General features: G+C 45.1%; 19 protein-coding genes and 3 tRNA genes. 18 read left to right on the top strand and 4 right to left on the bottom strand.

Going from position 1 to position 24,626, the window contains the following annotated elements:
- The first annotated feature begins 68 nt into the window (after positions 1 to 68).
- The 5 genes from metA (at position 69) to ppnP (ending at position 5,678) form a co-directional block, all read left to right on the top strand.
- The gene (gene metA, locus C6Y39_RS04800) at positions 69 to 1,007 is read left to right on the top strand and encodes a homoserine O-acetyltransferase MetA (protein ID WP_105930180.1); all 939 of its coding nucleotides are present in this window, start codon (positions 69 to 71) and stop codon (positions 1,005 to 1,007) included.
- A 3-nt stretch (positions 1,008 to 1,010) separates the two neighbouring features.
- Positions 1,011 to 2,078, top strand: a complete 1,068-nt coding sequence (locus C6Y39_RS04795) for a homocysteine S-methyltransferase family protein (RefSeq protein WP_105930179.1) — start codon at positions 1,011 to 1,013, stop codon at positions 2,076 to 2,078.
- A 9-nt stretch (positions 2,079 to 2,087) separates the two neighbouring features.
- On the top strand, positions 2,088 to 4,712 hold the full coding sequence (gene metH, locus C6Y39_RS04790; protein ID WP_105930178.1) for a methionine synthase: 2,625 nt from the start codon (positions 2,088 to 2,090) through the stop codon (positions 4,710 to 4,712).
- A gap of 14 nt (positions 4,713 to 4,726) precedes the next feature.
- Complete coding sequence (locus C6Y39_RS04785) at positions 4,727 to 5,317, top strand: DUF938 domain-containing protein (protein WP_105930177.1); 591 nt, start codon at positions 4,727 to 4,729, stop codon at positions 5,315 to 5,317.
- 76 nt (positions 5,318 to 5,393) lie between these two features.
- On the top strand, positions 5,394 to 5,678 hold the full coding sequence (gene ppnP / locus C6Y39_RS04780; RefSeq protein ID WP_105930176.1) for a pyrimidine/purine nucleoside phosphorylase: 285 nt from the start codon (positions 5,394 to 5,396) through the stop codon (positions 5,676 to 5,678).
- 135 nt (positions 5,679 to 5,813) lie between these two features.
- Here the strand turns inward: ppnP and C6Y39_RS04775 are convergent, their stop codons facing one another.
- Together C6Y39_RS04775 and C6Y39_RS04770 are read right to left on the bottom strand one after the other, a co-directional pair.
- Positions 5,814 to 6,704, bottom strand: coding sequence for a LysR family transcriptional regulator (locus tag C6Y39_RS04775; protein WP_105930175.1), 891 nt, complete (start codon positions 6,702 to 6,704; stop codon positions 5,814 to 5,816).
- Positions 6,705 to 6,730: 26 nt separating this feature from the next.
- Entirely contained in the window at positions 6,731 to 7,690 is a 960-nt protein-coding gene (locus tag C6Y39_RS04770; protein WP_105930174.1) for a hydrogen peroxide-inducible genes activator, read from the bottom strand.
- A 159-nt stretch (positions 7,691 to 7,849) separates the two neighbouring features.
- Between C6Y39_RS04770 and C6Y39_RS04765 the strand changes: the two genes are divergently transcribed.
- From C6Y39_RS04765 to betI, 4 genes are all read left to right on the top strand, one after another.
- A complete protein-coding gene (locus C6Y39_RS04765) occupies positions 7,850 to 8,503 on the top strand; it encodes a carbonic anhydrase (RefSeq protein WP_105930173.1) in 654 nt (217 codons plus the stop codon).
- An 11-nt stretch (positions 8,504 to 8,514) separates the two neighbouring features.
- Positions 8,515 to 10,152 carry a SulP family inorganic anion transporter gene (locus C6Y39_RS04760; RefSeq protein ID WP_105930172.1) on the top strand — a complete coding sequence of 546 codons (1,638 nt, stop codon included), beginning with the start codon at positions 8,515 to 8,517 and terminating at the stop codon, positions 10,150 to 10,152.
- Between the two features lie 354 nt (positions 10,153 to 10,506).
- Positions 10,507 to 12,939 carry a TonB-dependent receptor domain-containing protein gene (locus C6Y39_RS04755; RefSeq protein WP_105930171.1) on the top strand — a complete coding sequence of 811 codons (2,433 nt, stop codon included), beginning with the start codon at positions 10,507 to 10,509 and terminating at the stop codon, positions 12,937 to 12,939.
- A gap of 73 nt (positions 12,940 to 13,012) precedes the next feature.
- A complete protein-coding gene (betI, locus tag C6Y39_RS04750) occupies positions 13,013 to 13,588 on the top strand; it encodes a transcriptional regulator BetI (protein ID WP_276309281.1) in 576 nt (191 codons plus the stop codon).
- Between the two features lie 195 nt (positions 13,589 to 13,783).
- Here betI and C6Y39_RS04745 read toward each other — a convergent pair whose 3' ends face one another.
- Positions 13,784 to 15,859, bottom strand: a complete 2,076-nt coding sequence (locus C6Y39_RS04745) for a M13 family metallopeptidase (RefSeq protein WP_105930169.1) — start codon at positions 15,857 to 15,859, stop codon at positions 13,784 to 13,786.
- Positions 15,849 to 17,114 carry a GNAT family N-acetyltransferase gene (locus C6Y39_RS04740; protein ID WP_105930168.1) on the bottom strand — a complete coding sequence of 422 codons (1,266 nt, stop codon included), beginning with the start codon at positions 17,112 to 17,114 and terminating at the stop codon, positions 15,849 to 15,851. Before C6Y39_RS04740 ends, C6Y39_RS04745 begins: the two co-directional genes overlap by 11 nt.
- A gap of 116 nt (positions 17,115 to 17,230) precedes the next feature.
- Here C6Y39_RS04740 and C6Y39_RS04735 point away from each other — a divergent pair, with 116 nt between their 5' ends.
- From C6Y39_RS04735 to oadA, 9 genes are all read left to right on the top strand, one after another.
- Positions 17,231 to 17,689: a regulatory protein RecX gene (locus C6Y39_RS04735; protein WP_105930167.1), complete on the top strand. Its 459-nt coding sequence runs from the start codon at positions 17,231 to 17,233 to the stop codon at positions 17,687 to 17,689.
- A 281-nt stretch (positions 17,690 to 17,970) separates the two neighbouring features.
- Positions 17,971 to 20,568, top strand: a complete 2,598-nt coding sequence (gene alaS, locus C6Y39_RS04730; RefSeq protein ID WP_105930166.1) for an alanine--tRNA ligase — start codon at positions 17,971 to 17,973, stop codon at positions 20,566 to 20,568.
- 133 nt (positions 20,569 to 20,701) lie between these two features.
- Positions 20,702 to 20,893 (top strand): carbon storage regulator CsrA, encoded by a 192-nt coding sequence (gene csrA / locus C6Y39_RS04725; RefSeq protein WP_012517705.1) that lies wholly within the window; start codon positions 20,702 to 20,704, stop codon positions 20,891 to 20,893.
- Between the two features lie 462 nt (positions 20,894 to 21,355).
- Positions 21,356 to 21,446: transfer RNA gene (locus C6Y39_RS04720), tRNA-Ser, on the top strand.
- A gap of 41 nt (positions 21,447 to 21,487) precedes the next feature.
- Positions 21,488 to 21,564, top strand: a tRNA-Arg gene (locus C6Y39_RS04715).
- 53 nt (positions 21,565 to 21,617) lie between these two features.
- Positions 21,618 to 21,694 (top strand) — tRNA-Arg (locus tag C6Y39_RS04710).
- 141 nt (positions 21,695 to 21,835) lie between these two features.
- Complete coding sequence (locus tag C6Y39_RS04705; RefSeq protein WP_105930165.1) at positions 21,836 to 22,312, top strand: acyl-CoA thioesterase; 477 nt, start codon at positions 21,836 to 21,838, stop codon at positions 22,310 to 22,312.
- Positions 22,313 to 22,527: 215 nt separating this feature from the next.
- Complete coding sequence (locus C6Y39_RS04700) at positions 22,528 to 22,794, top strand: OadG family protein (protein WP_105930268.1); 267 nt, start codon at positions 22,528 to 22,530, stop codon at positions 22,792 to 22,794.
- Between the two features lie 18 nt (positions 22,795 to 22,812).
- Complete coding sequence (gene oadA / locus C6Y39_RS04695) at positions 22,813 to 24,624, top strand: sodium-extruding oxaloacetate decarboxylase subunit alpha (RefSeq protein WP_105930164.1); 1,812 nt, start codon at positions 22,813 to 22,815, stop codon at positions 24,622 to 24,624.
- Positions 24,625 to 24,626: the final 2 nt, after the last annotated feature.

The following is a 24,626-nucleotide window of genomic DNA, read 5'->3' as shown; positions in this document are numbered from 1 at the left end:
TAAAGATGTTGACATATTCCCAGTTATAGACACAATACAGATATTGTAATTTATCACTGGAGCCCTCTATGCCAATTCGTATTCCTGAGCAATTGCCTGCACAGAATGTACTACTAGGTGAAAACATTTTTACCATGGACATGGACAGGGCGGCCAATCAGGATATTCGTCCTCTTGAGGTTGGTATTCTTAATTTAATGCCGAATAAGATCGAAACGGAAGTACAGCTACTTCGTTTGCTCTCAAATACACCGCTTCAAATCAATGTGGACCTTATTCGTATTGACAACCAAGCACCAAAAAACACGCCGCAGTCGCACATGGACGCTTTTTATCACGACTTCTCTGCCGTAGCGAACAAGAAGTACGATGGTCTCATTGTAACAGGAGCGCCTCTTGCTCTAATTGATTATGAAGAAGTGAAGTATTGGGACACTATGACCACAATTTTAGAGTGGGCACAGCGTCATGTTAACTCAACGCTATATCTTTGTTGGGCTGCTCACGCTGCTATGTATCACTTTTATGGCGTTACCCGAGAAATAAGAGACGAAAAGTTTTCAGGCGTATTTAAACATCACGTCAATGATCCTAATAACGAGTTATTAAGAGGCTTTGATCCAACATTCTTCGCCCCTCACTCTCGGTATGGTCACATTCATACATCGCAATACAACAGTGTGGATGGCCTTAACGTAGTGGCAGAGTCAGATGATGTAGGTGCGTATATTGTCGCTTCTGATGATAAACGGATGGTGTTCGTAACCGGTCATCCAGAGTATGATCCTGATACACTAAAAGACGAATACTTTAGAGATTTATCAGCAGGGCAAACCCCTGCAATTCCAAAAAATTATTTTGAAGGAGATGATCCAGCCAAGTCTCCCATTGTACAGTGGCGCTCACACGGTAGCCTGTTGTTTACAAACTGGCTGAATTACTATGTCTATCAGACCACTCCTTACGATTTAAGTCAGCTTGCTGAAAAGTCACAGCCAAAGAGGTAGCACGTGAGCCAAAGAACAAATTCAAGCGCGCAGGCAACGCTTACAGAAGCCGCTAAACAACGTATTCTTATACTTGATGGTGCGATGGGCACAATGATCCAGCGCCACAAACTAGAAGAAGCCGATTATCGCGGAACCCAGTTCGCAGATTGGCACTGCGACGTAAAAGGTAATAACGATATGTTGGTGATTACCCAGCCTGATATTATTTACCAGATTCACTGCGATTACTTCGACGCTGGCGCAGACATTATCGAAACCAACACGTTTAACGCTACAACCATTGCTATGGCTGATTACGATATGCAGGCGCATTCTCGTGATATTAACCTTGCTGCAGCAAAGTTAGCGCGTAAAGCAGCCGATGAATTCACGGCAAAAACACCTAATAAACCAAGATTCGTAGCGGGTGTACTAGGGCCAACAAATCGCACGGCGTCAATATCACCAGATGTAAATGACCCTGGTAAACGAAACGTAACCTTTGACGAGTTAGTTGAAGCCTACAGCGAGTCGACCGAGGCACTTATCGAAGGTGGTGTAGACTTGATCATGCTAGAGACTATTTTCGACACGCTAAATGCGAAGGCGGCGGCGTTTGCCGTAGAGTCTGTATTCGAAAAATTAGGCAAGTCTTTACCCGTGATGGTATCGGGGACAATTACCGATGCCTCAGGGCGCACGCTATCGGGGCAAACCGCTGAGGCGTTTTATTACTCAATGCGCCACATCAGCCCTTTCTCTTTCGGATTAAACTGCGCATTAGGTCCAGACCTTTTGAGACAATATGTCGATGAAGTCGCCGCGGTTAGCGAGTGCCTTATTTCTGCTCATCCCAATGCTGGGCTACCCAATGAATTTGGCGAGTACGATATGGAAGGCCCTGAAATGGCGGAACATATCAAAGAGTGGGCCCAGTCGGGACTTGTCAATATTGTGGGTGGCTGCTGCGGCAGTACGCCAGAGCATATCCGCGATATTGCAAATGCTGTTGAGGGTATCGCGCCGCGAAAAGTGCCTCAATTTGAACCTAAAATGCGTTTGTCAGGCCTAGAGCCGTTTGTACACTAGGAGGGCATTATGAGCGCAGAATTTTCCACATTTATTAATATAGGTGAGCGAACCAACGTTACGGGTTCGGCTCGCTTCAAACGTCTTATCCTTGATGGTGATTATGAAGCCGCACTTGATGTTGCAAGACAGCAAGTCGAAAACGGCGCGCAAATCATCGATATCAATATGGATGAGGCTATGCTTGATTCCAAGCAGGCCATGATCACCTTCATGAATCTTATTGCCTCTGAGCCGGATATCAGCCGTGTACCCATTATGATTGATTCGTCTAAATGGGAAGTGATTGAAGCTGGGCTTAAATGCGTCCAGGGCAAAGCCATTGTTAATTCAATTAGTTTAAAAGAAGGTGAAGCACTTTTTTTAAATCAAGCAAAGCTCATCAAACGCTACGGTGCCGCAACCGTGGTGATGGCCTTTGACGAAAAAGGGCAGGCCGACACGCAGCAGCGCAAAGTAGAAATATGTCAGCGCAGCTACAAGCTGCTGACAGAGGAAATCGGTTTTCCACCTGAAGACATTATTTTTGACCCCAATATTTTTGCCGTAGCAACGGGGATCGAAGAGCATGATAATTATGCAGTAGATTTCATTGAAGCTACCCGCGAAATACGTAGGACCTGCCCGCACTCCCATATTTCGGGCGGGCTCTCTAACATCTCTTTCTCGTTCAGGGGAAACAACCCAGTGCGAGAGGCGATGCACTCGGTATTTTTGTATCACGCCATTCGCGCGGGTATGGATATGGCTATCGTAAATGCTGGTCAGCTAGAGGTGTATGACGAAATTCCAGCTGAACTTCGTGAAGCCGTTGAAGATGTGATCCTGAATCGCAGAAGCGATGCTACTGAGCGTTTGTTAGACATTGCACCTAACTATCAAGGTGACGGCAAAGCTGCAGCAAAAGAAGACTTAAGCTGGCGTGAACAAGACGTTAATAAGCGCTTAGAACATGCTTTAGTTAAAGGAATTACCGACTACATCATTGAAGACACTGAAGAAGCTCGCCAGCAGGCCGAGCGTCCGCTACACGTTATCGAAGGGCCGTTAATGGACGGCATGAACGTGGTGGGTGATTTGTTCGGCGAAGGAAAAATGTTTCTCCCTCAGGTGGTGAAGTCGGCCCGGGTAATGAAAAAGGCGGTGGCACACTTACAGCCGTACATCGAAGAAGAAAAGTCTGATGATGCTAAAAGTAACGGTAAAATTCTTTTAGCTACCGTAAAAGGTGACGTTCACGATATTGGTAAGAACATTGTGGGTGTGGTACTTCAATGTAACAACTTCGAAGTGATCGATTTGGGCGTAATGGTGCCAGCGGCAACAATTTTGCAAACGGCCAAAGATGAAAACGTAGACATGATTGGTTTGTCTGGGCTTATCACGCCTTCCCTTGACGAGATGGTTCACGTAGCTAAAGAAATGGAACGTCAAGGTTTCGAAATTCCATTACTTATTGGCGGTGCGACCACATCGAAAGCGCACACTGCGGTAAAAATTGAGCAGAACTACCATTCACCTGTTGCGTATGTGCCTAATGCAAGTAGGGCTGTTGGCGTATGTCAGCGCTTACTCAACAAAGCATCTCGTGATATCTACGCGCAAGAACTTGCTAAAGAGTACGATACCGTACGCGAACAACATGCACGTAAAAAGCCTCGTAGTAAGCCAGTGACGCTAGCACAGGCCAGAGAAAACGCTTTTAAGCCTGACTTTACTACCTTGCCAGTTAAGCCCGCGAACTTGGGGGTTACCCCTGTTACCGCTGATTTAGCAACGCTTCGCAAGTACATCGACTGGACTCCTTTCTTTCTAACCTGGTCTTTGGCCGGAAAATACCCACGGATCCTTGAAGATGAAGTTGTGGGTGATGAGGCTAAGTCGCTATACAGTGACGCTAACGCTATGTTAGATAAGATTATTGCTGATAACAGCCTACAAGCGAAAGGCGTTATTGGTCTATTTCCTGCAAATCGCGTTAATGACGATGTAGAAATTTACAGTGATGAGTCGAGAAATGAGGTACAAGGCGTTGCTCACCATCTGCGTCAGCAAACCTTAAAAGACAAATTTGCCAACTATTGTTTGGCAGATTTTGTCGCCGATAAATCTAGCGGTATCGAGGATTATGTAGGCGCATTCGCGGTAACAGGCGGTATAGGCGAAGACGAACTGGCTGATAGCTTCATCAAAGCCGGCGACGATTACAATGGCATTATGGTTAAAGCTGTGGCCGACAGGCTAGCTGAAGCTTTTGCTGAGTACCTACACGAGCAAGTGCGCAAGCACTACTGGGGCTATGCCGCAGACGAATCACTAAGTAATGAAGAATTAATTCGCGAAAAGTATCAAGGTATTCGTCCGGCGCCAGGCTATGCGGCTTGTCCTGAGCACACCGAAAAGCAGCTAATTTGGGATTTGTTATCTGCAGAGCAGCACACCGGGATGAAGCTAACCGAGAGCTACGCTATGTGGCCGGGCGCATCGGTATCGGGGTGGTATTTTGCACACCCTGAGGCTAAATATTTTGCCGTAGCTAAAATTCAGGCTGACCAAGTAGAAGATTACGCCAAGCGTAAGGGCTGGACGTTGGAAGAAGCCGAGAAATGGCTGGGTCCTAATTTAAGTGACTAACGCTATTAAACGACATGCAGTATGAAAAACCATTCAGTCAGGCCTGTGAGAACAACAAGCGCGCTATTTTAAGCGTGCTTGAGCGGACCTTTGCAAACTGTAAGCAGGTACTGGAAATTGGCAGTGGTACGGGCCAGCATGCGGTATTTTTGGCCGAGAACTTGCCCCACCTTATTTGGCACACAAGCGATCAACCTCAATATCATGACGGTATCTCTTCGTGGTTAAGTGATGTGAACATTGACAATGTTAGGTCACCGATTTCCTTCACGGTTGGGCAAGATAGTTTCCCTAATCTTGACGTAGATGGCGTGTTCTCAGCCAATACCGCCCATATCATGCAAAAAGAAGAGGCAAAATTGCTAATGGAGTCAGTGGCAGCACACTTACCCGAAGGCGGTGTTTTCTGTCAGTATGGCCCTTTTACTCATGGTGGTGAATTTACATCTGAAAGTAATCAGGCATTCCATACCTCGCTTTTAGAAAGAGGCTATGGAGGTTACCGTGATATCAATGAGCTCACTGCGTGGGCAGGCGAGTTAAGCTTAAACGATATTATCGACATGCCCGCTAACAACCATATGCTTATCTGGCAGAAACGCTGAATAAGCCCAAGGGGCTGAACGTTTTGCTAAAACTACCTTGGTAAATATTAACAGCCCCCTAATCAAAGGAGTAGCTATGAGCTTTAAAGTAAACCATTATTTCGACAACAAAGTAAGCTCGATTGGGTTTGAGTCTGCAAATGGACCATGTACATCTGGGGTTATGTCGCCGGGTGAATATACCTTTTCTACATCACAAAAAGAGCTAATGAAAGTGGTCGAAGGCGAATTAGTTGTTAAGTTACCAGGAAGCGATGAGTGGCAGGCGTTTGTTACTGGCACTAGTTTCAATGTACCTGCCAACGAATCTTTCGATGTAAAAGTGTCAACGCCTACCGCTTACCTTTGCTTTTACAGCTAGGCCCTATTGCTAAATAACAAGAGTTTGGAAGGCTTTTCAAAAATTGATTTCGCTATCGTGACGCATTTGCTCATGATAAAAAGCAAAGAAGCCTTCTTTATTCTTACTGTAACGTCTAACCGATGAGCAACGTATTTATCTGGGCTTGTGGGTTTGGGAGAGTTTAATGAAATCATCTACAAACCCCAATACGTCCTGCGCTTTTCTATGACCTAAATACAAGGTTTTTGATACGCCTTGCTCTCCAAGCGAGCGACAAGCCAGAAGTTCGCTTTCTTTTGATTCATCAATTAACCATTTAGGTAGCGCAGTAACACCGCGCCCGGCAGCTACCATTTGTAAGATGATCTCAGTGGTTTCAATCGTTTTATGCTGCCTCACCGTGCAATTAGCAGGCGTCAAAAAATGGGTGAAAACGTCAAGTCGGCTTAGCTCTACAGGGTAGGTTATAAGAGTTTCGTTGCTTAAATCTTTCGGTGTTATAAAGGGTTTCTCTACCAAAGGGTGATGCTTATCCATTACCAATACTTGTTCATATTCAAATACAGGGGTGTAGGTGATCGTATCGAGTGAGAGCGGATCTGGGGTAAGCAAAATATCTATATCGTAACCGTGTAGCGCTTGAAGACCACCGAAGGAGAATGCTCTGCGGACATCTACATCGACGTCAGGAAACGCTTTCAGAAAAGGTGCGACGACTTTTAGCAGCCATTCAAAGCAAGGATAGCACTCCATACCGATGCGCAATATTCCCTGCTTGCCATCAGCAAAACGTCGCAGTTGTGCTTCAGTATGCTCAAACTGAGGTAAAACCCGATGTGCCAAGCCCAGTACGCTTTGACCTGCCTGCGTGAGTGTAAGTCTTCTACCATCTTTGTTCCACAATGGTACATTGAAATGGGCTTCTATTTTTTTCATTGCGTGGCTTAACGCCGATTGCGTGAGAAAAAGCGACTTCGCCGCTTCTGTCATCGAGCCTTCTGCATCAATCGCTCTTATAATTCGCAAATGTTGCCTATCAATCATAACGCTCACATATGGTTTAGAATTTTTTAAACAGAACCTGACGTCGTACTGACGATTGTTACCGCATCGGAGAGACGAGTTTCTATTATTTCTTTTATGATAATTGAAATGTCTCTGAAAGTTTTTCTACCTGGTGCCGTGTTTCGCCACGCCAGAGAATGCTGACGTTCAATTGGCATATTCGCAATCTCACATACATGCAGTGCTTCAGGTTTGTGCAATTCAGAGTGGATATAGAGACCAGGTAGAAATGCCACGCCCATGCCCATTACCACCATTTGACGCAGTGTATCCAAACTTGTGCCTTCATAGTCACGTTGTAAGTCTGCGCCAATTTCATCACAAATGCGCTGCACTTGATGATGAAAATGATGTTTATCTTCAAGGGTAAGTATTTTTTCACCGGCGATCTCTTTGGGATTAACGAACGCTTTTCCTGCTAATTTGTGATCAGAAGGCGTGACAAACTTTAAGGGTTCATTAAAAAGCGGCTGCTTGATTAACTGTGAATTTTCTCCTGATAGCGGAGAGAGAATGAGGTCGTACTCCCCACGCAATAAACCATGTTGAAGCGCATTGGGTGCGCCTTCTCGAACATAAAATCGAAGGCCAGGTTTTCTCTTATGCAAATCAGGAAGTACGAAAGGCAGTAAATATGGCCCGAGGGTGGGAGGAATACCCAAGCGATAAGTAACGACTTCACCTTCAGATAAGTCACGGGCAATCTCACTGAATCTCTGCGACGATTGTAAAACCTCTTCCGCGGCATCAAGCAGTGCCTTACCTTGAGGCGATAACAGTGTGCCGGTGCGGGAACGTTCAAACAATGTTAAGCCTAAGAGGTTCTCTAGCGCACTAATTTGACTGGTCAGAGTAGGCTGGCTTATTCCGAGTATCCCCGCGGCCTGCCTGAAGCTTAGGTATTTAGCTACTGCTACAAAGTAGCGTATTTGATTTATTGACGGCGTCTTTCCGTTGAATTGCATGGTGGGAAATATCTTCTTTTACTAAACTTAATTTTACCACTGAATCTGTGGTGATAGTATTTAGCTATCGCGAGTTGGTATATTAAACTATTAATCTATCAAGTGAAACTGACGTAATTACATAATCATTACAATTATTAAAAAAATTGGGAGTTCTATATGGATCACGTTATCTCAGGTGTTGCTAAATTCCAGAAGGAAGTTTATCCGGGCAAGAAAGCTAAGTTCCAAAAGCTTGCAAACGGCCAAAATCCTGAAGTGCTTTTTATCACGTGCTCAGATTCTCGCATCGACCCGAATCTTGTTACTCAGACTGACCCAGGTGAGCTTTTCATTTGCCGCAATGCGGGTAATATTGTACCTCCTCACAGCAACCAAACTGGCGGAATGACTGCTTCTATCGAATTTGCTGTTGCGGCATTAGGCGTTTCACATATTGTTGTTTGTGGTCACACTGACTGTGGTGCAATGAAGGGCGCTATTAACCCTGCAGGCCTTGACTCTCTGCCCCATGTAAAAGAGTGGCTAGGTCACTGCCGTGTGGCAACCGAAGTGGTAAAAGAGCGCTGTGGTCATTCAGAGCTTTCAATTGACGACCTAGAAGCGGTGACTAAAGAGAATGTAGTGCAACAAATTCAGCACCTTCGCACACATCCAGCTGTTGCAGCAAAACTAGCGACTGGACAAGTTAAACTTCACGGTTGGGTGTATAACATTGGTTCAGGGGATGTACTTTATTACAACACTGAATCAGGTGAATTCGACGTAATGGATGAGTCTACAGCAGAAGCGCAGCTTGCGCGCGCCGAATAAGGCTCTTTAGTATGGTGAAAGTTAATTTTTCTAATTTACGTGGTGATTTTACCGGTGGTTTGACTGCCGGTATTGTTGCTTTACCACTGGCGCTTGCCTTAGGTGTAGCGTCAGGTTTAGGCCCAATGGCGGGTCTTTACGGCGCTATCGCTGTCGGTTTCTTTGCGGCGCTTTTCGGCGGAACACCTGCCCAAATTTCTGGCCCCACAGGGCCAATGGTCGTTGTCCTTGCAGGCTTGTTTGCAAGTCTTTCGGGCGACGCTAGCCTGATATTCACGGCGGTTATATTAGCAGGTATATTCCAGATTGTGTTCGGTGTGTTAGGTGTAGGTCAGTACATTCGGTTAGTGCCTTATCCAGTAATATCGGGCTTCATGTCGGGCATCGGCGCAATTATTATCATTTTGCAAATTGGTCGCTTGCTGGGACACGAGCCTCCGGGCGGTACAATTGGTGCTTTGTCTTATTTACCGACTGCGCTTGCAGATATCGACTTTGCTACCTTAGCACTTGGCCTAGGAACACTTGTTATTGCCTATAAGTGGCCTCCACAGCTAGGAAAGTTTGTGCCTGGAGCACTTGCGGCGCTCATTATTGGTACGCTAGTAAGCTTAGCGCTGTCAGTACCAGTTTTAGGCGATATCCCTACCGGTCTACCAAGTTTGCACCTGCCTGTTTTTGAGCAGAGCAAAGCGTTGCTCATTCTTGAGGCTGCATTTATTCTTGCGGTACTAGGCGCGATAGACAGCCTGCTTACATCGCTGGTCGCTGACAATATGACGCGTACTCGTCATGACAGTAACAAAGAACTTATCGGCCAAGGTATTGGCAACACGTTTGCAGGTCTTATTGGTGGTATCGCAGGTGCTGGTGCGACTATGCGTACAGTTGTAAATATTCGCAGTGGCGGTAAATACAACGTTTCGGGTATGGTTCACGCATTGGTGCTACTAGCAATTGTGCTAGGCCTTAGCCCGCTAGCTGCGCAAATTCCTCACGCGGTTCTTGCAGGTATTTTGGTTAAAGTTGGCCTTGATATTATTGACTGGAGCTATCTGAAGCGCGCTCACAAAGGCCCTCGCTGGGACTTTGGCCTGATGCTCATGGTACTGGCACTAACGGTATTTGTAGATCTGATCACTGCGGTAGGTGTAGGTGTAGTATTTGCTGCGCTTGCTTACGTTAAGCAAATTGCTCAGCTACAAATTGAAGAGCTTAAGAAGATCCCTGATTCGCTTAATGACCCTAAAGAGAACGAGCTTCTAGAGTCGCTTAAAGATAAGGTTTCAATCTTTAGCTTTGGCGGTCCACTAAGCTTCGGCGCTGCTGCGGATTTAGGTCACCACGTGAGAGAGCGAGTTAAAGCTGGTTCTAAAGTAACCATTCTTGATTTCTCCCGTGTGCCGCTGATGGACGTATCTGCTGCGATGGCAGTGGATACAGTAACGTCAGATGCGCTTGCTGCGGGACGTCAGTTGGTCATTTGCGGTGCTAATTCAGAAGTGAATAAGGTACTTGAAGGTGTTAACGAAGCGCACCCGGGTATTCCTAACTTTGAGACCCTACACGACGCATTGCTTTACGCAAAAAAGCAAGTAGGCGGCACTAAAGGCGAAGACACTAGCTATCAAGCCGCAGCGCAGTCTTAAAGTAAGACACAATCAAGACACGCTTTTCCCTTTTTAGCCCTCTTTCGAGAGGGCTTTTTTATGCCTAAATAGACGCCACTCCAACTTTTAAATCAAATACTATTCCGCACAGATAATTGTCTGCTCTCATATGCTAGTGCTAGAAAAGTAAAAACGCGCAAAGAAAGTTAACGGATATGTTGAAAAGATATCAGGCCCCATCGCTAACTTATTCTTTTAGGTATTTCTTAGCATAACTTTACTTACTCACCAGACCTATCTATTTTATTAATTGATTGTTCAATTAAACTTAACGTAACTGTAACAATCCCTCCCTAAAGTAGTGCACAAATAATACAAACTACTGGGAAATACATGAAATCACACAATAAACTCTCTTTAGCGGTGCTTGCTGCACTTTCATCAATGGCTGCCCTAAGTGCACCTTCCTCTGCAATGGCAGAAGAAGCTGCAGGCGCAGAAGAAGAACGCATAGAAGAAATTACCGTTGTTGGACGAAGCGTTTCATACGCAAATAACGCCACAAGCGAAGATATGTTCAAGCAGCAGGCTAATCTTAGTAGCGTGCTAGCCGCGGTGGATAATCTACCTGGTGTACTAATTAACGAAGGTGACACCTTTGGTGCGGATGACTGGTCTACATCTATCGTTATTCGTGGGTTTCAGGTAAACCTCAATGAACAACAAATTGGTATGACGGTAGACGGAATTGCCAATGGTAATTCAAATTACGGCGGTGGTGCGAAAGCAAACCGCTATATCGATACTGAAAACGTCAAAGGCGTTGAAGTATCTCAGGGCACAGCAGATATAGCCTCACGTTCACATGAGGCCTTGGGCGGCACGCTTAATTTTACAACCATTGACCCGTCTATGGAGCAAGGTTTAGTAGCGAGTGTGACTGCGGGTGAGTTTGACGCATCAAAATATTATGTACGCTATGAAACAGGCGAAATTTTTAAAGATACCTATGCGTGGATAAGCCTTTCAAGCCAGGAAAGCTCTGACTTTATGCAGCAGGCGGCAGAGAATACACGTGACCATTTGGCAATGAAGTTTATCTCTACTGTTAACGATGTGTCTCTTACTGGTTATCTTTCTTACGACGATACTCATGAAGACAACTACCAGCGTATTTATGGATTAGCACAGTATGCACAAAACCCTGAGTGGGACCAGTTAACAGACGAGTGGACTGGAGTACCTTATCAGGATCAGGCTTATCGTCGCGGTTGGTCTACATTACGCGAAAATCTATTCGCCTATCTCCAGGCTGAATTCACAATTGGCCAGGTCGATTTTATGACAAACGCTTACTATCACGACAATGAAGGTCGCGGCGAATGGGTTCCACCATACATTGTCGATATTACCGATGATGGCGCGCAAGGACATTCAGAACTCGTTGTAGGCAATACAGTATTCGGTGGTCAAGAGCTAGGGCAAATTTACTTTGTCGATAGACAAGGCAACCAGCTTAGCCCAATCGAAGGCTGTCAAAGCTCGTTAACTTTCCCTTACGGAGGAGCTGGGCCAGAGTATGACCCAGGTTGTCATGAACAAGGTGCAATTCCTGTTGGATCATACCGCCATACACATTATGCCAAACAGCGTATAGGCCTTAACGCTGATGCCGTTTGGTACACTAAGGTTGGCGATTTTGACAATACTTTACGCTTTGGTGTTTGGTGGGAAGACTACGACCGTGACGAGTCGCGTGACTGGCACAAAGTTACGAACTCTGCCATTAGTGTCGATTATGACAACGTGCCTTACTGGGTGCAGTACGACAGAACTTTCCCAGTTGATACCTTGATGTACTATGTGGAAGATGAGCTTGATTTAGGCTTTGCCCGAGTTCGCGCAGGTGCTAAGAAGTTTAACGTCGATATCGAGAAAACTGACAACTTCGATTCAGCCAATGACTTAGCGGTGAATACTGATTCAGATACGCTGTTTTCAGCCGGTATCGTTGCACCTTCACCTATTGATGGCTTAGAGGTCTTTGCTGGCTATGGCGAAAACTTTGCGGCTATTAAAGATGCTCAACTTGAGCGAAATGATACTGATCTTCGTTTTATCAAACCAGAAACGGCCGATAACATTGATGTTGGTTTCCGCTACGCATCACCGGGCTTCAATGCCAGCGTCACTTACTACAGTATTGAATTTAACGACCGTATTCAATTTACCAGTAACGAAACGCCAGAGGGAATAGACTTTCTTGAAGCGGCTGCTGGTGGATACAAAAACGTAGGTGGTATTGAATCAAGTGGTTTTGAGATTTCAGCAGATATAACGCTCACCGAAGAACTTTCTTTGTTCACATCGATTACGCTAAGCGAGTCTGAGTATGTGGCGACAGTGGGAAGTTCAGGAACGGAGTATGAGACTTTAGCTGATGCTCAAGCCGCCATTGCTGACCCCAATAACCCTGAAATGTCTTTGGTGGCCATTGAGGGTAATACGGTTATCGGAACGCCGGATACTATGGCAGTTGTGAGCTTCGACTGGGCTCGTGATAATTATTTTGCTGGCCTATCAACGAAGTACGTAGATGGCCGTTATCTTGATATCTATAATGCTGCCGAAGTTGACGACTACATAGTGAGTGACTTCTACGTAGGTGGGTTTATAGAAAATCTTGGTCCGGGTATAGAAGAGCTTGAAGTTCGCCTTACAGTAAACAATTTGTTTGACGAAGATTACGCGTCTACTATTGCCCCAGGTGCTTTTTGGATTGGTGCACCTCGCGCTGTAGCAGTGAACGCACGCTTAACCTTTTAATCGTGATATCATATCTGCGGCAGCTAAGCACTGCCGCAGAGTGTTTATTTGATTTTAGGTTTGGAGTTGTAGCATGCCCAAAGTGGGAATGGAGCCAGTTCGAAAGAAACAGTTAATTGAAGCAACGTTGGAAGTGATGGCGGAAGTCGGTTATCACGGCACCACCATCAGCTTAATCAGCAAAAGAGCAGGGCTTTCATCAGGAATAATCAGTCACTACTTTGGTGATAAACAAGGGTTAATTGAAGCGACTATGCGCCATCTGCTCGACGCGTTGAAAATTACCAAACGCATCGACGACCCACTTGAGCGTATTGACTTCATCATAGAAAATAACTTCTCGCAAACGCAGGGCGCAAGTTCAGCAACCAATACATGGTTTAACTTTTGGGCGCTGTCACTACACAATGACGGATTGCATCGTTTGCAGTGCATAAATCATAAACGTCTAGAGCGAAATCTTGCTTATAGCTATCGCGAACTGATCCGCTCAGACCAGGTTAAGAATATAGCCGCTTCTACCGCGGCACTCATAGACGGCTACTGGCTACGTTATTCTATGGGAAGCGTAGGTAATGGCGACTTTTCAGAGGCTGTAACGCGCTGTAAGCAATATGTCCGTGACGTAGTAGCGCAATATGGGAAGTAAGTGAGCATTTGCTGGGCCGAATCAACGCTGATAATAAATTAAAAAAGGGCGGTACAAAATCTTTCGTACCGCCCTTTTTATTTGCTTAGATTTGATTGCTGGGCACTTATGTTATGAGCATTAAGTACTGCCGATAAACGCCGAGTGGCTCTCGCTATCTGGCGTCAAGGGCTATCAAATAAATAAGCTAATGCATTACCAAATTCTTACGCGCTCTTCTGGTGCAAGATAAAGCGCGTCACCTGGTTTCACGTCGAACGCTTCATACCATGCATCATGGTTTCTTGGTGCTTGCGCACGATAACGACCTGGCGCGTGTGTACCTGCGCGAAGTTGATTTAGCATGCTTTCTTCAGTGCGTTTTTCTTTCCACACTTGTGCCCATGCTAGGAAGAAGCGTTGATCGCCTGTCAGGCCATCAATTACTGGTGCTTCCTCGCCGTTCAGGCTAAGTTTGTAAGCGTGGTAAGCCATGGCTAAGCCACCTACGTCACCAATGTTTTCACCCAAGCTGTTGCGACCGTTTACGAAGTTACCTTCGATAGGCTCGTATTGGCTGTATTGTTCGGCTAGCATGTCCGCTTTTTCTTCAAACGCTGCGCGGTCGGCATCTGTCCACCAGTTGCGCTGAATGCCGTTTGCATCAGACTTTGAGCCTTGGTCGTCAAAACCGTGGCCCATCTCGTGCCCAATTACCGCACCGATAGCACCGTAATTTACAGCAGCGTCGGCATTAGGATCGAAGAATGGCGGTTGCAAGATAGCTGCTGGGAATACAATTTCATTGAACGAGCTATTGTAGTACGCATTTACACGTTGTGGTGTCATGCCCCAGCGGTTGCGGTCGGTCTTCTCTAGCTCACGTTCTACCGACTGGTCTTGGAAGAATGTGCGAAGATTACGAACGTTGCTTACTAAGTCCTTGTCGCTAATAGTTACGCCGTCGAAAGACTGCCATTCGTCTGGATAGCCAATTTTAGGGTTAAATGCCATTAGCTTTTCTTTCGCATTTACCTTGGTTTCTTCGCTCATCCAATCTAGGTTTTCAATACGCTCACCTAGTGCTGTACGCAAATTCTCAACCAGTTCTGCCATCTGCTCTTTTGAACTTTCTGGGAAGTATTCATTTACGTAAATCTTACCGATAGCAAAACCAAGTGACTCTGTACCAGACATTTGACTCACTGCGCGCTTCCAGCGAGGACGAGGCTCTTGCTGACCGCTAAGTGTACGACCGAAGAAGTCAAAGTTAGCTAGGTAGATATCTTCAGATAAGAAACCTGCATTGTTTGAAATAGTGTGGTACTTCAAGTACGACTTCCAATCGGCTAAGTCAGCTTCGTTAATAATCTTTATAACGTCCTTTACTGGCTCAGGCTGCGTAATATTCAGCTCAGGCACTTTATAGCCGGTTTGAGCAAAATACGTGTCCCAGTCAAAGCCAGGGTATTCGTCAGACAGCTTGCTACGCTCAATTTGATTAAGAGTAAGGTCGCGGTCACGGCGTTTTTCGCGCGGCCACTGAATGTCTGCAATTTGTGTTTCAAGGGCAAGAATGTTGGCTGCTTTTTCCGCAGCGTTTTCTTCGCCTGCAAAATTTAACATCTGCTCTATGTGTGCTACGTAGGCTTCACGGATTTTAACGAAACGTTCGCTATCGCTAAGATAATAGTCACGATCTGGAAGACCTAAACCACCCACACCAACGCTTAACTGGTATTCATTCGGGTCTAGGCGGTTGTACCACATACCGCCGTCAATTGGCGTGTTAGAACCTACTAACCAGCTATTGCCAAATGCTTTGGTTAGGTCAGTTTTATTTTCAATGCTATCAATAGACGTTAGTACGTCTTTGATTGGCTCAATACCTTTTTCGTTGATGGTATCAGTATCCATGTAAGCAACAAAAAAGTCGTGAACAAGCTTCTCTTCTGCATTTAGCGAAGACTTTTCCATTAGCCCATCAATAATGTTTTTAACTTGCTCTTCACTGCGCTCGGCAAGACCGGTAAAGGCACCATAACGTGTTTTATCGGCGGGCAGCTCATAGTTGTCGTACCACGTACCACTTGCGTACATAAAGAAGTCGTCGCCGGGCTTTACTGCTTCATTACGTGCAGTAAGGTCTACGCCGAAAGAACCCAATTCAGCTTCACCTTTCACTTCAGGTGCTTCAACTTTACTCGTCTGATCTTGCGCCTGCTCAGGCTGTCCACAGCCTGCAAGGCCTAAAGATGCCGCAATCGCTACGGCTAGAAGTTTATATTTCATCGTTTTTCTCGTTTTGATTGTAGGTGTCGTCGTTAGGTAAATTGACACTGGTTGTTTTTAAAGTAGGCACAAATTCCTTGTTAAACGGTAAAGCATTCCGTGCCTGATTAAAATAGTTAGCGATATGCGGCGTTTCACGCTGTAAAAAGTCTGCTACAGCACTTTGAAACGACGCATGTTGTAATTTGTGATGTGAACGGCAGTAAATGGGTTCGAAGCCTCGAAGTATTTTATGTTCACCTTGAGTTCCGGGATTAAAAAGTGGAAGCTTCTTCGCAATGGCAAATTCAATGCCTTCAAAATAACAGCAGGCAAAATGGAGGCCGTCTACTTCTTTGAGTGCTCCCCAGTATCTGCCATAAAGTCCCGTTTCATCATAGAAGAAAAGAGCACTTGCTACAGCTACGCCATTTTCGCTCGCAGTAACAATAAGCATCTTATCGCTAATGCTCTCTACAAGTTGTTCAAAGAAAGCGTCATTCAAATATCCCACGTGACCGCTTCGTTTTAAATAGGTCGCTTTGTAACACTTTGTAAAAAAGCGAAGTGTTTCAGGGCTAATTTCATCTCCGGTATGATATGTAAAACGAACGCCTCGTTCGCTGAGCTTTCGTCGACTTTTCTTTATATCCTTTCTTTTGCGTGATGTTAGCGCGTTTAGAAAGTCATCAAAGTCTCTGTAGCCATAGTTATGCCACTGAAATTGAACGGTGTACCGTGTAAGGTAATGAGGCAGCGTTTCATGAGACTGTGTTAGTTGTGTAGATGTTGCATCATTAGGGAAAAGCCAATGAAATGAAGACAGGAATTCATCGAACTCTCTCTTGGCGTGCGCAACAAGTGCAAGCTCAACTTCGTTTACAAGTTCGGGTGTTAAAAGAAATTGACCGTCGCTTAATAAGCGAGGGCCCGTTACAGGAGTAAAGGGTATTGCGGATATCCATTTAGGGTAGTAATCCAAACCATGCTGTACGTAGGCGTTGGCCCAAGCATGGTCGAATATGTATTCCCCGTAGCTGTGCGTTTTCAAATATCCGGGAATGATAGCGCTAACGTTATCGTCTTGATTTTGCAATATAGCGATGTGACAAGGCTGCCAGCCGGACTCGTTAGTACAAGACTCGCTGTTTTCTAGCGCGTGTAAGAATTCATAGGAAAGAAATGGGCCTGCCTCCCGCGAAAGTTGCTGCCAGCGCGTTTTAGATAGCTGTTCAATGGAGTCTATTATTCTTATGCGAACGTTTTGTGCTGTCATGCAATTTACATCATGTAGAAATTAATGTGTTTATGCTGGAATAATCGCTATTTGCGAATATTTAGCGTTAAAATAACGAGATTTCTACGTTTTATACAGGATAGTTGATTTCAAAAATGTCAGATTTTGATCGAAAAATCATTACCGAAGCGATTACTCGCATGCTAGCACGACGAGAGCATAGCTTCAGCGAGATAATTCGAAAGCTTCAGCAAAAGGGCATCGAGAGCAATGCTTTTATCCCAATTTTAGAAGAATTTAGAGATGCCGATATTCAAAGTGACGTGCGTTTCGCTGAAAGTCGCGCGCGCGCACTGTATTTAAAAGGAAAAGGTCCGCGTTTAATTAAGCTAGATTTGCAGCAATACGGTATAGATGAAACTGTTGCGGAGCAAGCTCTGCAAGAGATTGAGGCTGATTGGTTTGAAAGCGCTAAAAAGGTTAAAGAAAAGAAATTTGGCGGGTTTTATGAAACTGAATTTGCGTTAAGGCAAAAGCAAAAACAATTCCTGCAATACCGAGGTTTTTATCAAGAGCATATAGACTACGCTGTAAGCGCAAACGACCACGACTAGCGCTCAACCTTTCCAAATAACAGCCTTTCGCCTCTTAACATTATAATGTCATTTTTGTATATCGAGAATAAGTGAGTTTTGTTCCTATCTTGTTCTTGTTCCACTTAACAAAAACGCGCTTTCCGTGGTATTGTTGCGCAAATTTGTGTGCATTTTAATTTATTCAGAGAATTGTAATGCGGCATTGCACATTGCGTAATGGCAAACGCCCTGATTATAACGCTCAGTAAAACAGGCAAATAGCACTCGTCGTTAATAGAATAAAGGAAGTTAGGTTTTCAATGACATTATCAACTGCTGACTTACGTAACAAGTTTATCGATTATTTTAAAAGCCATGGCCACCAAGCAGTGGCAAGCTCGTCACTGGTACCGGCAGATGATCCCACACTTCTTTTTACCAACGCGGGCATGAACCAGTTTAAAGACTGCTTCTTAGGCGCAGAGAAGCGCAGTTATACTCGCGCGGTATCGTCTCAGCGCTGCGTTCGTGCTGGTGGTAAACATAATGATCTTGAAAACGTAGGCTACACTGCTCGTCACCACACCTTTTTTGAAATGCTGGGCAACTTTAGCTTTGGCGATTATTTTAAAAAAGAAGCAATCGAGTTTGCGTGGAATTTCCTTACCAAAGAAATTGGTCTGCCAAAAGAAAAGCTGCTGGTTACCGTTTACTCTGAAGATGACGAAGCTTTCGATATATGGGAAAACCATATTGGCGTGCCAAAAGAAAAGATTATTCGCATCAGCACGTCAGATAACTTCTGGTCTATGGGCGATACCGGCCCATGTGGCCCTTGTTCTGAAATCTTCTACGACCACGGTGCGCACATTTGGGGTGGTCCTCCAGGAACACCTGAAGAAGACGGCGACCGTTTTATCGAAATTTGGAACCTGGTATTTATGCAGTTTAACAAACAAGCTGACGGTACCATGGAGCCACTTCCTAAGCCTTCTATCGATACGGGCATGGGGCTTGAGCGTATTTCCGCTATCTTGCAAAATGTGCACAGTAACTACGAGATTGACCTGTTCCAAAACTTGATTAAATCGGCAGCATCAATTGTTGGTAGCGACGATTTAGAGAACAAATCACTTCGTGTTATTGCTGACCATATTCGTTCATGCAGCTTCTTAATTTGCGATGGCGTTATGCCATCTAATGAAGGCCGCGGATACGTTTTACGTCGTATCATTCGTCGTGCGGTTCGTCATGGCTACCAGCTTGGCGCAAACGATATCTTCTTTTACAAACTTGTTGCATCACTTGCCAAAGAAATGGGTGAGGCGTATCCAGAACTTGTAGACCAGCTGCCGGTAATTGAAAAAGTACTTCGTGTAGAAGAAGAGCAGTTTAGCAAAACGTTAGCCCGAGGCATGGCGATTCTAAACGATACGCTGGAAACTCTAGAAGGCGATACAGTGCCGGGAGATGTGGTGTTTAAGCTTTACGACACCTACGGCTTCCCTACTGACTTAACAAATGATGTGGCGCGTGAGCACGACCTCAAAATTGATGAAGAAGGGTTTGAAGCTGCCATGCAGGCGCAGCGTGCCCGAGCACAGCAGGCAAGCAACTTTGGTGCAGACTACAATAGCAAACTCGCCATCGATCACACGACATCATTCACCGGGTACACCGATGTAGAAGGTCAGGCAAATGTTGTTGAGCTTATTGCCGACAATGCATTTGTTGATACGCTAGAAGATGGTCAAGAAGGTGTTGTGGTATTAGACAGCACGCCGTTCTACGCAGAAAGTGGTGGTCAAGCCGGCGATAAAGGCGTACTTCGCGTAGCTAACGGGGAGTTTGTTGTAACCGACACTCAGAAAATGGGCAATGCGTTTGCACATAAAGGTGTAGTGAAAGGAAAGGTTACTAAAGGCGACACGGCAACAGCTGCTATAGACCTCGCTAACCGCGAAGCAATCAAAAAGAACCACAGTGCTACGCACTTACTTCATGCAGCATTGCGTGAAATTCTAGGTGAGCACGTAACGCAGAAAGGTTCATTGGTTGAAGCGCCACGAATGCGTTTTGATTTCTCTCATTTTGAAGCGGTAACGGCACAGCAGCTTGTGGAAATTGAGCGACGAGTTAACCAAGAAATACGAGCAAACCACACGCTAGCCACTGAACTTATGGACTTAGACGAAGCCAAAGCTTCAGGCGCAATGGCACTGTTTGGAGAAAAGTACGACGAAAAAGTTCGTGTGGTAACTATGGGCCCATTCTCTGTTGAGCTATGTGGTGGTACTCATGTTACCCGAACTGGTGATATTGGTTTGTTTAAAATTACGAGTGAGGCAGGTATTGCATCTGGCGTTCGACGCATCGAAGCAGTCACTGGCGAGCACGCACTTGAAGTCGTGCAAACGCAACAAGCCACACTGTCTTCATTGTCTGCATTATTGAAAACAGACAGCCAAAATGTAGTCGATCGCGTAGTTTCTCTACAAAATCAGACTAAAGAACTAGAAAAAGCGCTCAATTCTGCGAAACAAAAACTGGCGAGTCAGCAAGGTGCTGATATGCTTAGTAATGCAGTAGAAATAAATGGCGTTAAAGTTCTTATAGCGAATTTAGAGGGCGTTGAAGCTAAGTCACTACGCTCAATGATGGACGACATAAAGAACCGAATTGGCGAGGGGATCGTAGTATTAGGTGTGGCGAATGAATCAAAGGTTAATTTGATTGCGGGCGTTACGAAGAACCTAATTAACAAGGTTAAAGCCGGAGAATTGGTTAACTTTGTTGCATCTCAGGTCGGTGGAAAAGGTGGCGGCCGTCCAGATATGGCACAAGCCGGCGGCGACAACCCAGAAAACTTGCAGCAAGCACTCGATTCGGTTAACGCTTGGTTACAAGATAAGCTATAATTATTTACGTATATAACGGTGAGTTTTTGAAGTGACGCAAAAACATGGAATCACTGTCGCCCCCATCGGGTCGTGCTGGTGGGTTGGCAATTCTTAGGGATGACGTTCAGTATTAAGGAACAGGAGCAAGAGAATGCTTATTTTGACTCGTCGAGTTGGTGAAACGCTTATGGTTGGTGACGATGTAACTGTCACTGTTCTTGGCGTAAAAGGGAATCAGGTACGTATCGGTGTTAACGCACCAAAAGAAGTTTCTGTGCACCGTGAAGAAATATACATGCGCATTCAAGCAGAAAAGGGCGGTCAGCCAGGTTCAGCCGAATAATTGCATTATACGCTTCATCGGAAAAGGTCAGCTATTACGCTGGCCTTTTTTGTTTTTACTGTTATTCCGGCGATGGTTTTCTATAGGCAATTTTTTGGTGCGGCAGCCGACGGTGTAGTGCGTTTGATTTGTTGGCGTTGAGTTATAAAGACTAAAAGCCCGTTGCTCGCTCACTTCTGACGTTCGTTGTTAGCGCACAGGGATAATATTGCGCAATAATAGATAAAAAGAGATATAAAGCATTTATCATCAGCTATAATTTTAATAGTGATTGATGATTTTTAGCATCTGAATTTAGGAAGAGCTCAGAAAATGCAACGGGCATTTTATTTAATTGCTTGTATTATGAACAGATTACTGGTTTTTTGCTCGAATCGTTTAAAATGACAGCGAGCGAACACTTTCTTTATAAAAAAGGTTTGACTCACGCCAACGAATCCGTAAAATGCACCCCGCAGTCAAGGAGAGGTGGGTGAGTGGCTGAAACCAGTTCCCTGCTAAGGAACCATACGCATTACGCGTATCGAGGGTTCGAATCCCTCCCTCTCCGCCATTATCATTCGTTGGTAGTGACGGTCGACAACAAGTTTTTGCGCGTGTGTAGCTCAGCTGGATAGAGTACCTGGCTACGAACCAGGCGGTCGGAGGTTCGAATCCTTCCACACGCGCCACTTAATTAAAAGCGTCACCTTTCGGAGTGAAATTCGAAAGTATACAAGTTAACGCGTGTGTAGCTCAGCTGGATAGAGTACCTGGCTACGAACCAGGCGGTCGGAGGTTCGAATCCTTCCACACGCGCCATATTGAGAAGCCCACCTTTAAGGTGGGCTTTTTCATTTCTGTTTATTACCATCTTTCTTTTCTAACACCTCTATAAGTGCATTGTTTAAAAAGTAAGCTAAGCTTTAACTGTTAATTGAGCAGTAATCAGCGAGGCAACTTATGTCACACCCATCCACTACTTTTCGATTTTTAGCAGAACCTACAGATGTTAACTTTGGTGGGAACGTTCACGGCGGTATCGTTATGAAATGGATAGACCAAGCTGCCTACGCGTGTGCAGCTCAATGGTCTAAATGCTATTGCGTTACGGTTTCAGCCAACGGAATTCGATTCATTAAGCCTATTAAAGTTGGTCAGTTAATAGAGATTACAGCGTCTTTAGTTCATACAGGCGCATCAAGCATGCATATTTACGTTGTGGTGAAATCTGGCGATGCGACCGCAGACACTACGACGGTGGCAAATCGCTGTTTTATCACTTTTATGGCGGTAGATTGCGATGGTAAACCGGTCAACGTTCCTGCCTACATACCGGAAGACGAGCGGCACATGCAGCTCGAGTTAGTAGCCATGCACGCAAAAGATTTTGCAAAGCAGTTAGATAGTGACTTCTCAGACAATATAGGCTTTCATTAGATTATGCCTTACAAAATGAGCGATTGATGGGCGAGACCTAAATTCAGTTACTGATAGCTTATTGAGTCTTTGTTGCAATTTTATTGAGTAAAAGTGCATTAAATTTCATGTGGTGGCGTTATATAGGGTTTTTATTGGTTTTTTATGCTGTTTTGTTGTTTTTTAAAAAACCTCGTGATACTTATTCAAATACAAATATACAAACAGGATTGAATATGAATTCGGGATCCGTCAGTAGCTTGCTTGTTGAAGCGGGTTCATTAATGCTCATTGGAATGGTGTTCGTTTTCTCATTTCTCGGGCTTCTTATCGTAGGTATACATTTAATTGCGCGGTTTTGCGAAGCGTTCCCTGGGGAAATAGAAGAGCCCTCAGTTAATGTAAAAAGAAACAATCAAGCGGTACAACCTGGAATAGACGGAAATGTTATCGCAGCTATTTCCGCAGCCATCCATACCCATCGTCACAATTCTAAAAAATAAGCCTAATCAGGAGTTACCATGTCAAAGCCTCTGGCCCTTACCGAGCTAGTCCTGCGTGATGCCCATCAATCGCTTCTTGCTACGCGTATGCGTATTGAGGATATGCTTCCCATAGCGGAAAAACTAGATAAAGCTGGCTTTTGGTCGGTAGAGTCATGGGGAGGTGCTACTTTTGATGCATGTATTCGTTACCTAGGCGAAGACCCTTGGGAACGGATTAGAAAGCTTAAAGCGGCAATGCCTAACACTAAACAACAAATGCTCCTTCGCGGACAAAACCTGCTGGGATATCGCCATTACGCTGATGATGTAGTGACACGTTTTGTCGAACGAGCCCACGAAAGCGGCGTTGACGTGTTCAGGATCTTCGATGCCATGAATGACATTCGTAATTTAAAAACAGCGATCAAGGCAACGATAGACAGCGGCGCACATGCTCAGGGCACTATCTCTTATACTGTCAGTCCAGTTCATAACCTTAAGCTTTGGTTAGACATGGCAAAACAGCTTGAAGATTTAGGTGTTCACTCTATTTGCGTAAAAGACATGGCCGGGCTTCTGAAGCCTTATGAATGTGAAGCATTGATTACTGGCTTAAAAGAGACGGTGAGCGTGCCTATTGCTATGCAGTGTCACGCAACAACAGGGCTTAGTACGGCAACGTACCAAAAAGCGATTGATGCGGGGATTGATATGCTGGATACGGCAATCTCTTCAATGAGCATGACTTATGGCCACAGCGCAACAGAAACTATGGTGTCTATTGTAGAGGGCACTGAGCGCGATACCGGTATTTCGCTCCCTGAGCTTGAAGATATTGCAAGCTATTTCAGAGAAGTAAGAAAGAAATATAGCCAGTTTGAAGGCAGTCTTAAAGGCGTTGATGCGCGAATTCTCTTAGCGCAAGTGCCAGGTGGAATGCTAACAAACATGGAAAGTCAGCTTAAAGAGCAAGGCGCTGAGGATAAGTTTGAAGAGGTACTTAAGGAAATTCCTAGAGTGCGCGAAGATTTGGGGTTCATCCCGCTTGTCACTCCAACATCACAAATTGTGGGCACACAGTCGGTACTTAACGTGCTTACTGGCGAGCGCTACAAAAGTATCACAAAAGAAACGGCTGGCGTACTAAAAGGCGAGTACGGTGCTACGGCTGCTCCGGTCAACAAAGCATTGCAGGAACGTGTGCTTGATGGCGCAGAGCCAATAACGTGTCGCCCTGCGGATAACATTGCACCAGAACTTGATACGCTTAGTAAAGAACTTGATGCTTTGGCAGAAAAAAAGCAACTTTCTCTGGCAGAGGATAAAATTGATGATGTGCTTACTTACGCATTGTTTCCCCAAATCGGCCTTAAGTTTATTGAAAATCGCGGTAACCCAGATGCATTTGAACCTGCGCCTGGTGAACAAGATTCAGCAAGTTCTAGTCCATCGCAGCCCGTTAACGCCACGTCAAACGCAAAAGTATCTTCTTCGTCAGAAACTTATGATGTCAATGTGGATGGTAAGGTTTATCGCGTCGAAGTCGCTCCTTCTGGTACCTTAACAAGCGTGACTCCTGCTAGCGGTGGGAATACGCAGCCCCAAGCTCCAGCGAGTAGCGCAGCACCAGCCTCGTCAGAGTCTATTGATGCGCCATTAGCGGGTAACGTGTTTAAAATCTTGGTAAGAAACGGTGACAGCGTATCAGAAGGCGATGTGGTGATGATCCTCGAAGCCATGAAGATGGAGACTGAGATCCGTTCAGCATACACCGGGACAGTTACCGACATTGTCGTAGGTGAAGGTGATGCTGTAACAAGTGGCCAACCGTTAATCTTATTGGGGTAATG

Origin of the sequence: Alteromonas gracilis, from assembly GCF_002993325.1 — a bacterium.
Lineage (GTDB): Bacteria > Pseudomonadota > Gammaproteobacteria > Enterobacterales > Alteromonadaceae > Alteromonas > Alteromonas gracilis.
The sequence above is the reverse complement of the archived record's forward strand: the minus strand, read 5'-3'. Positions and strand labels throughout refer to the sequence as shown.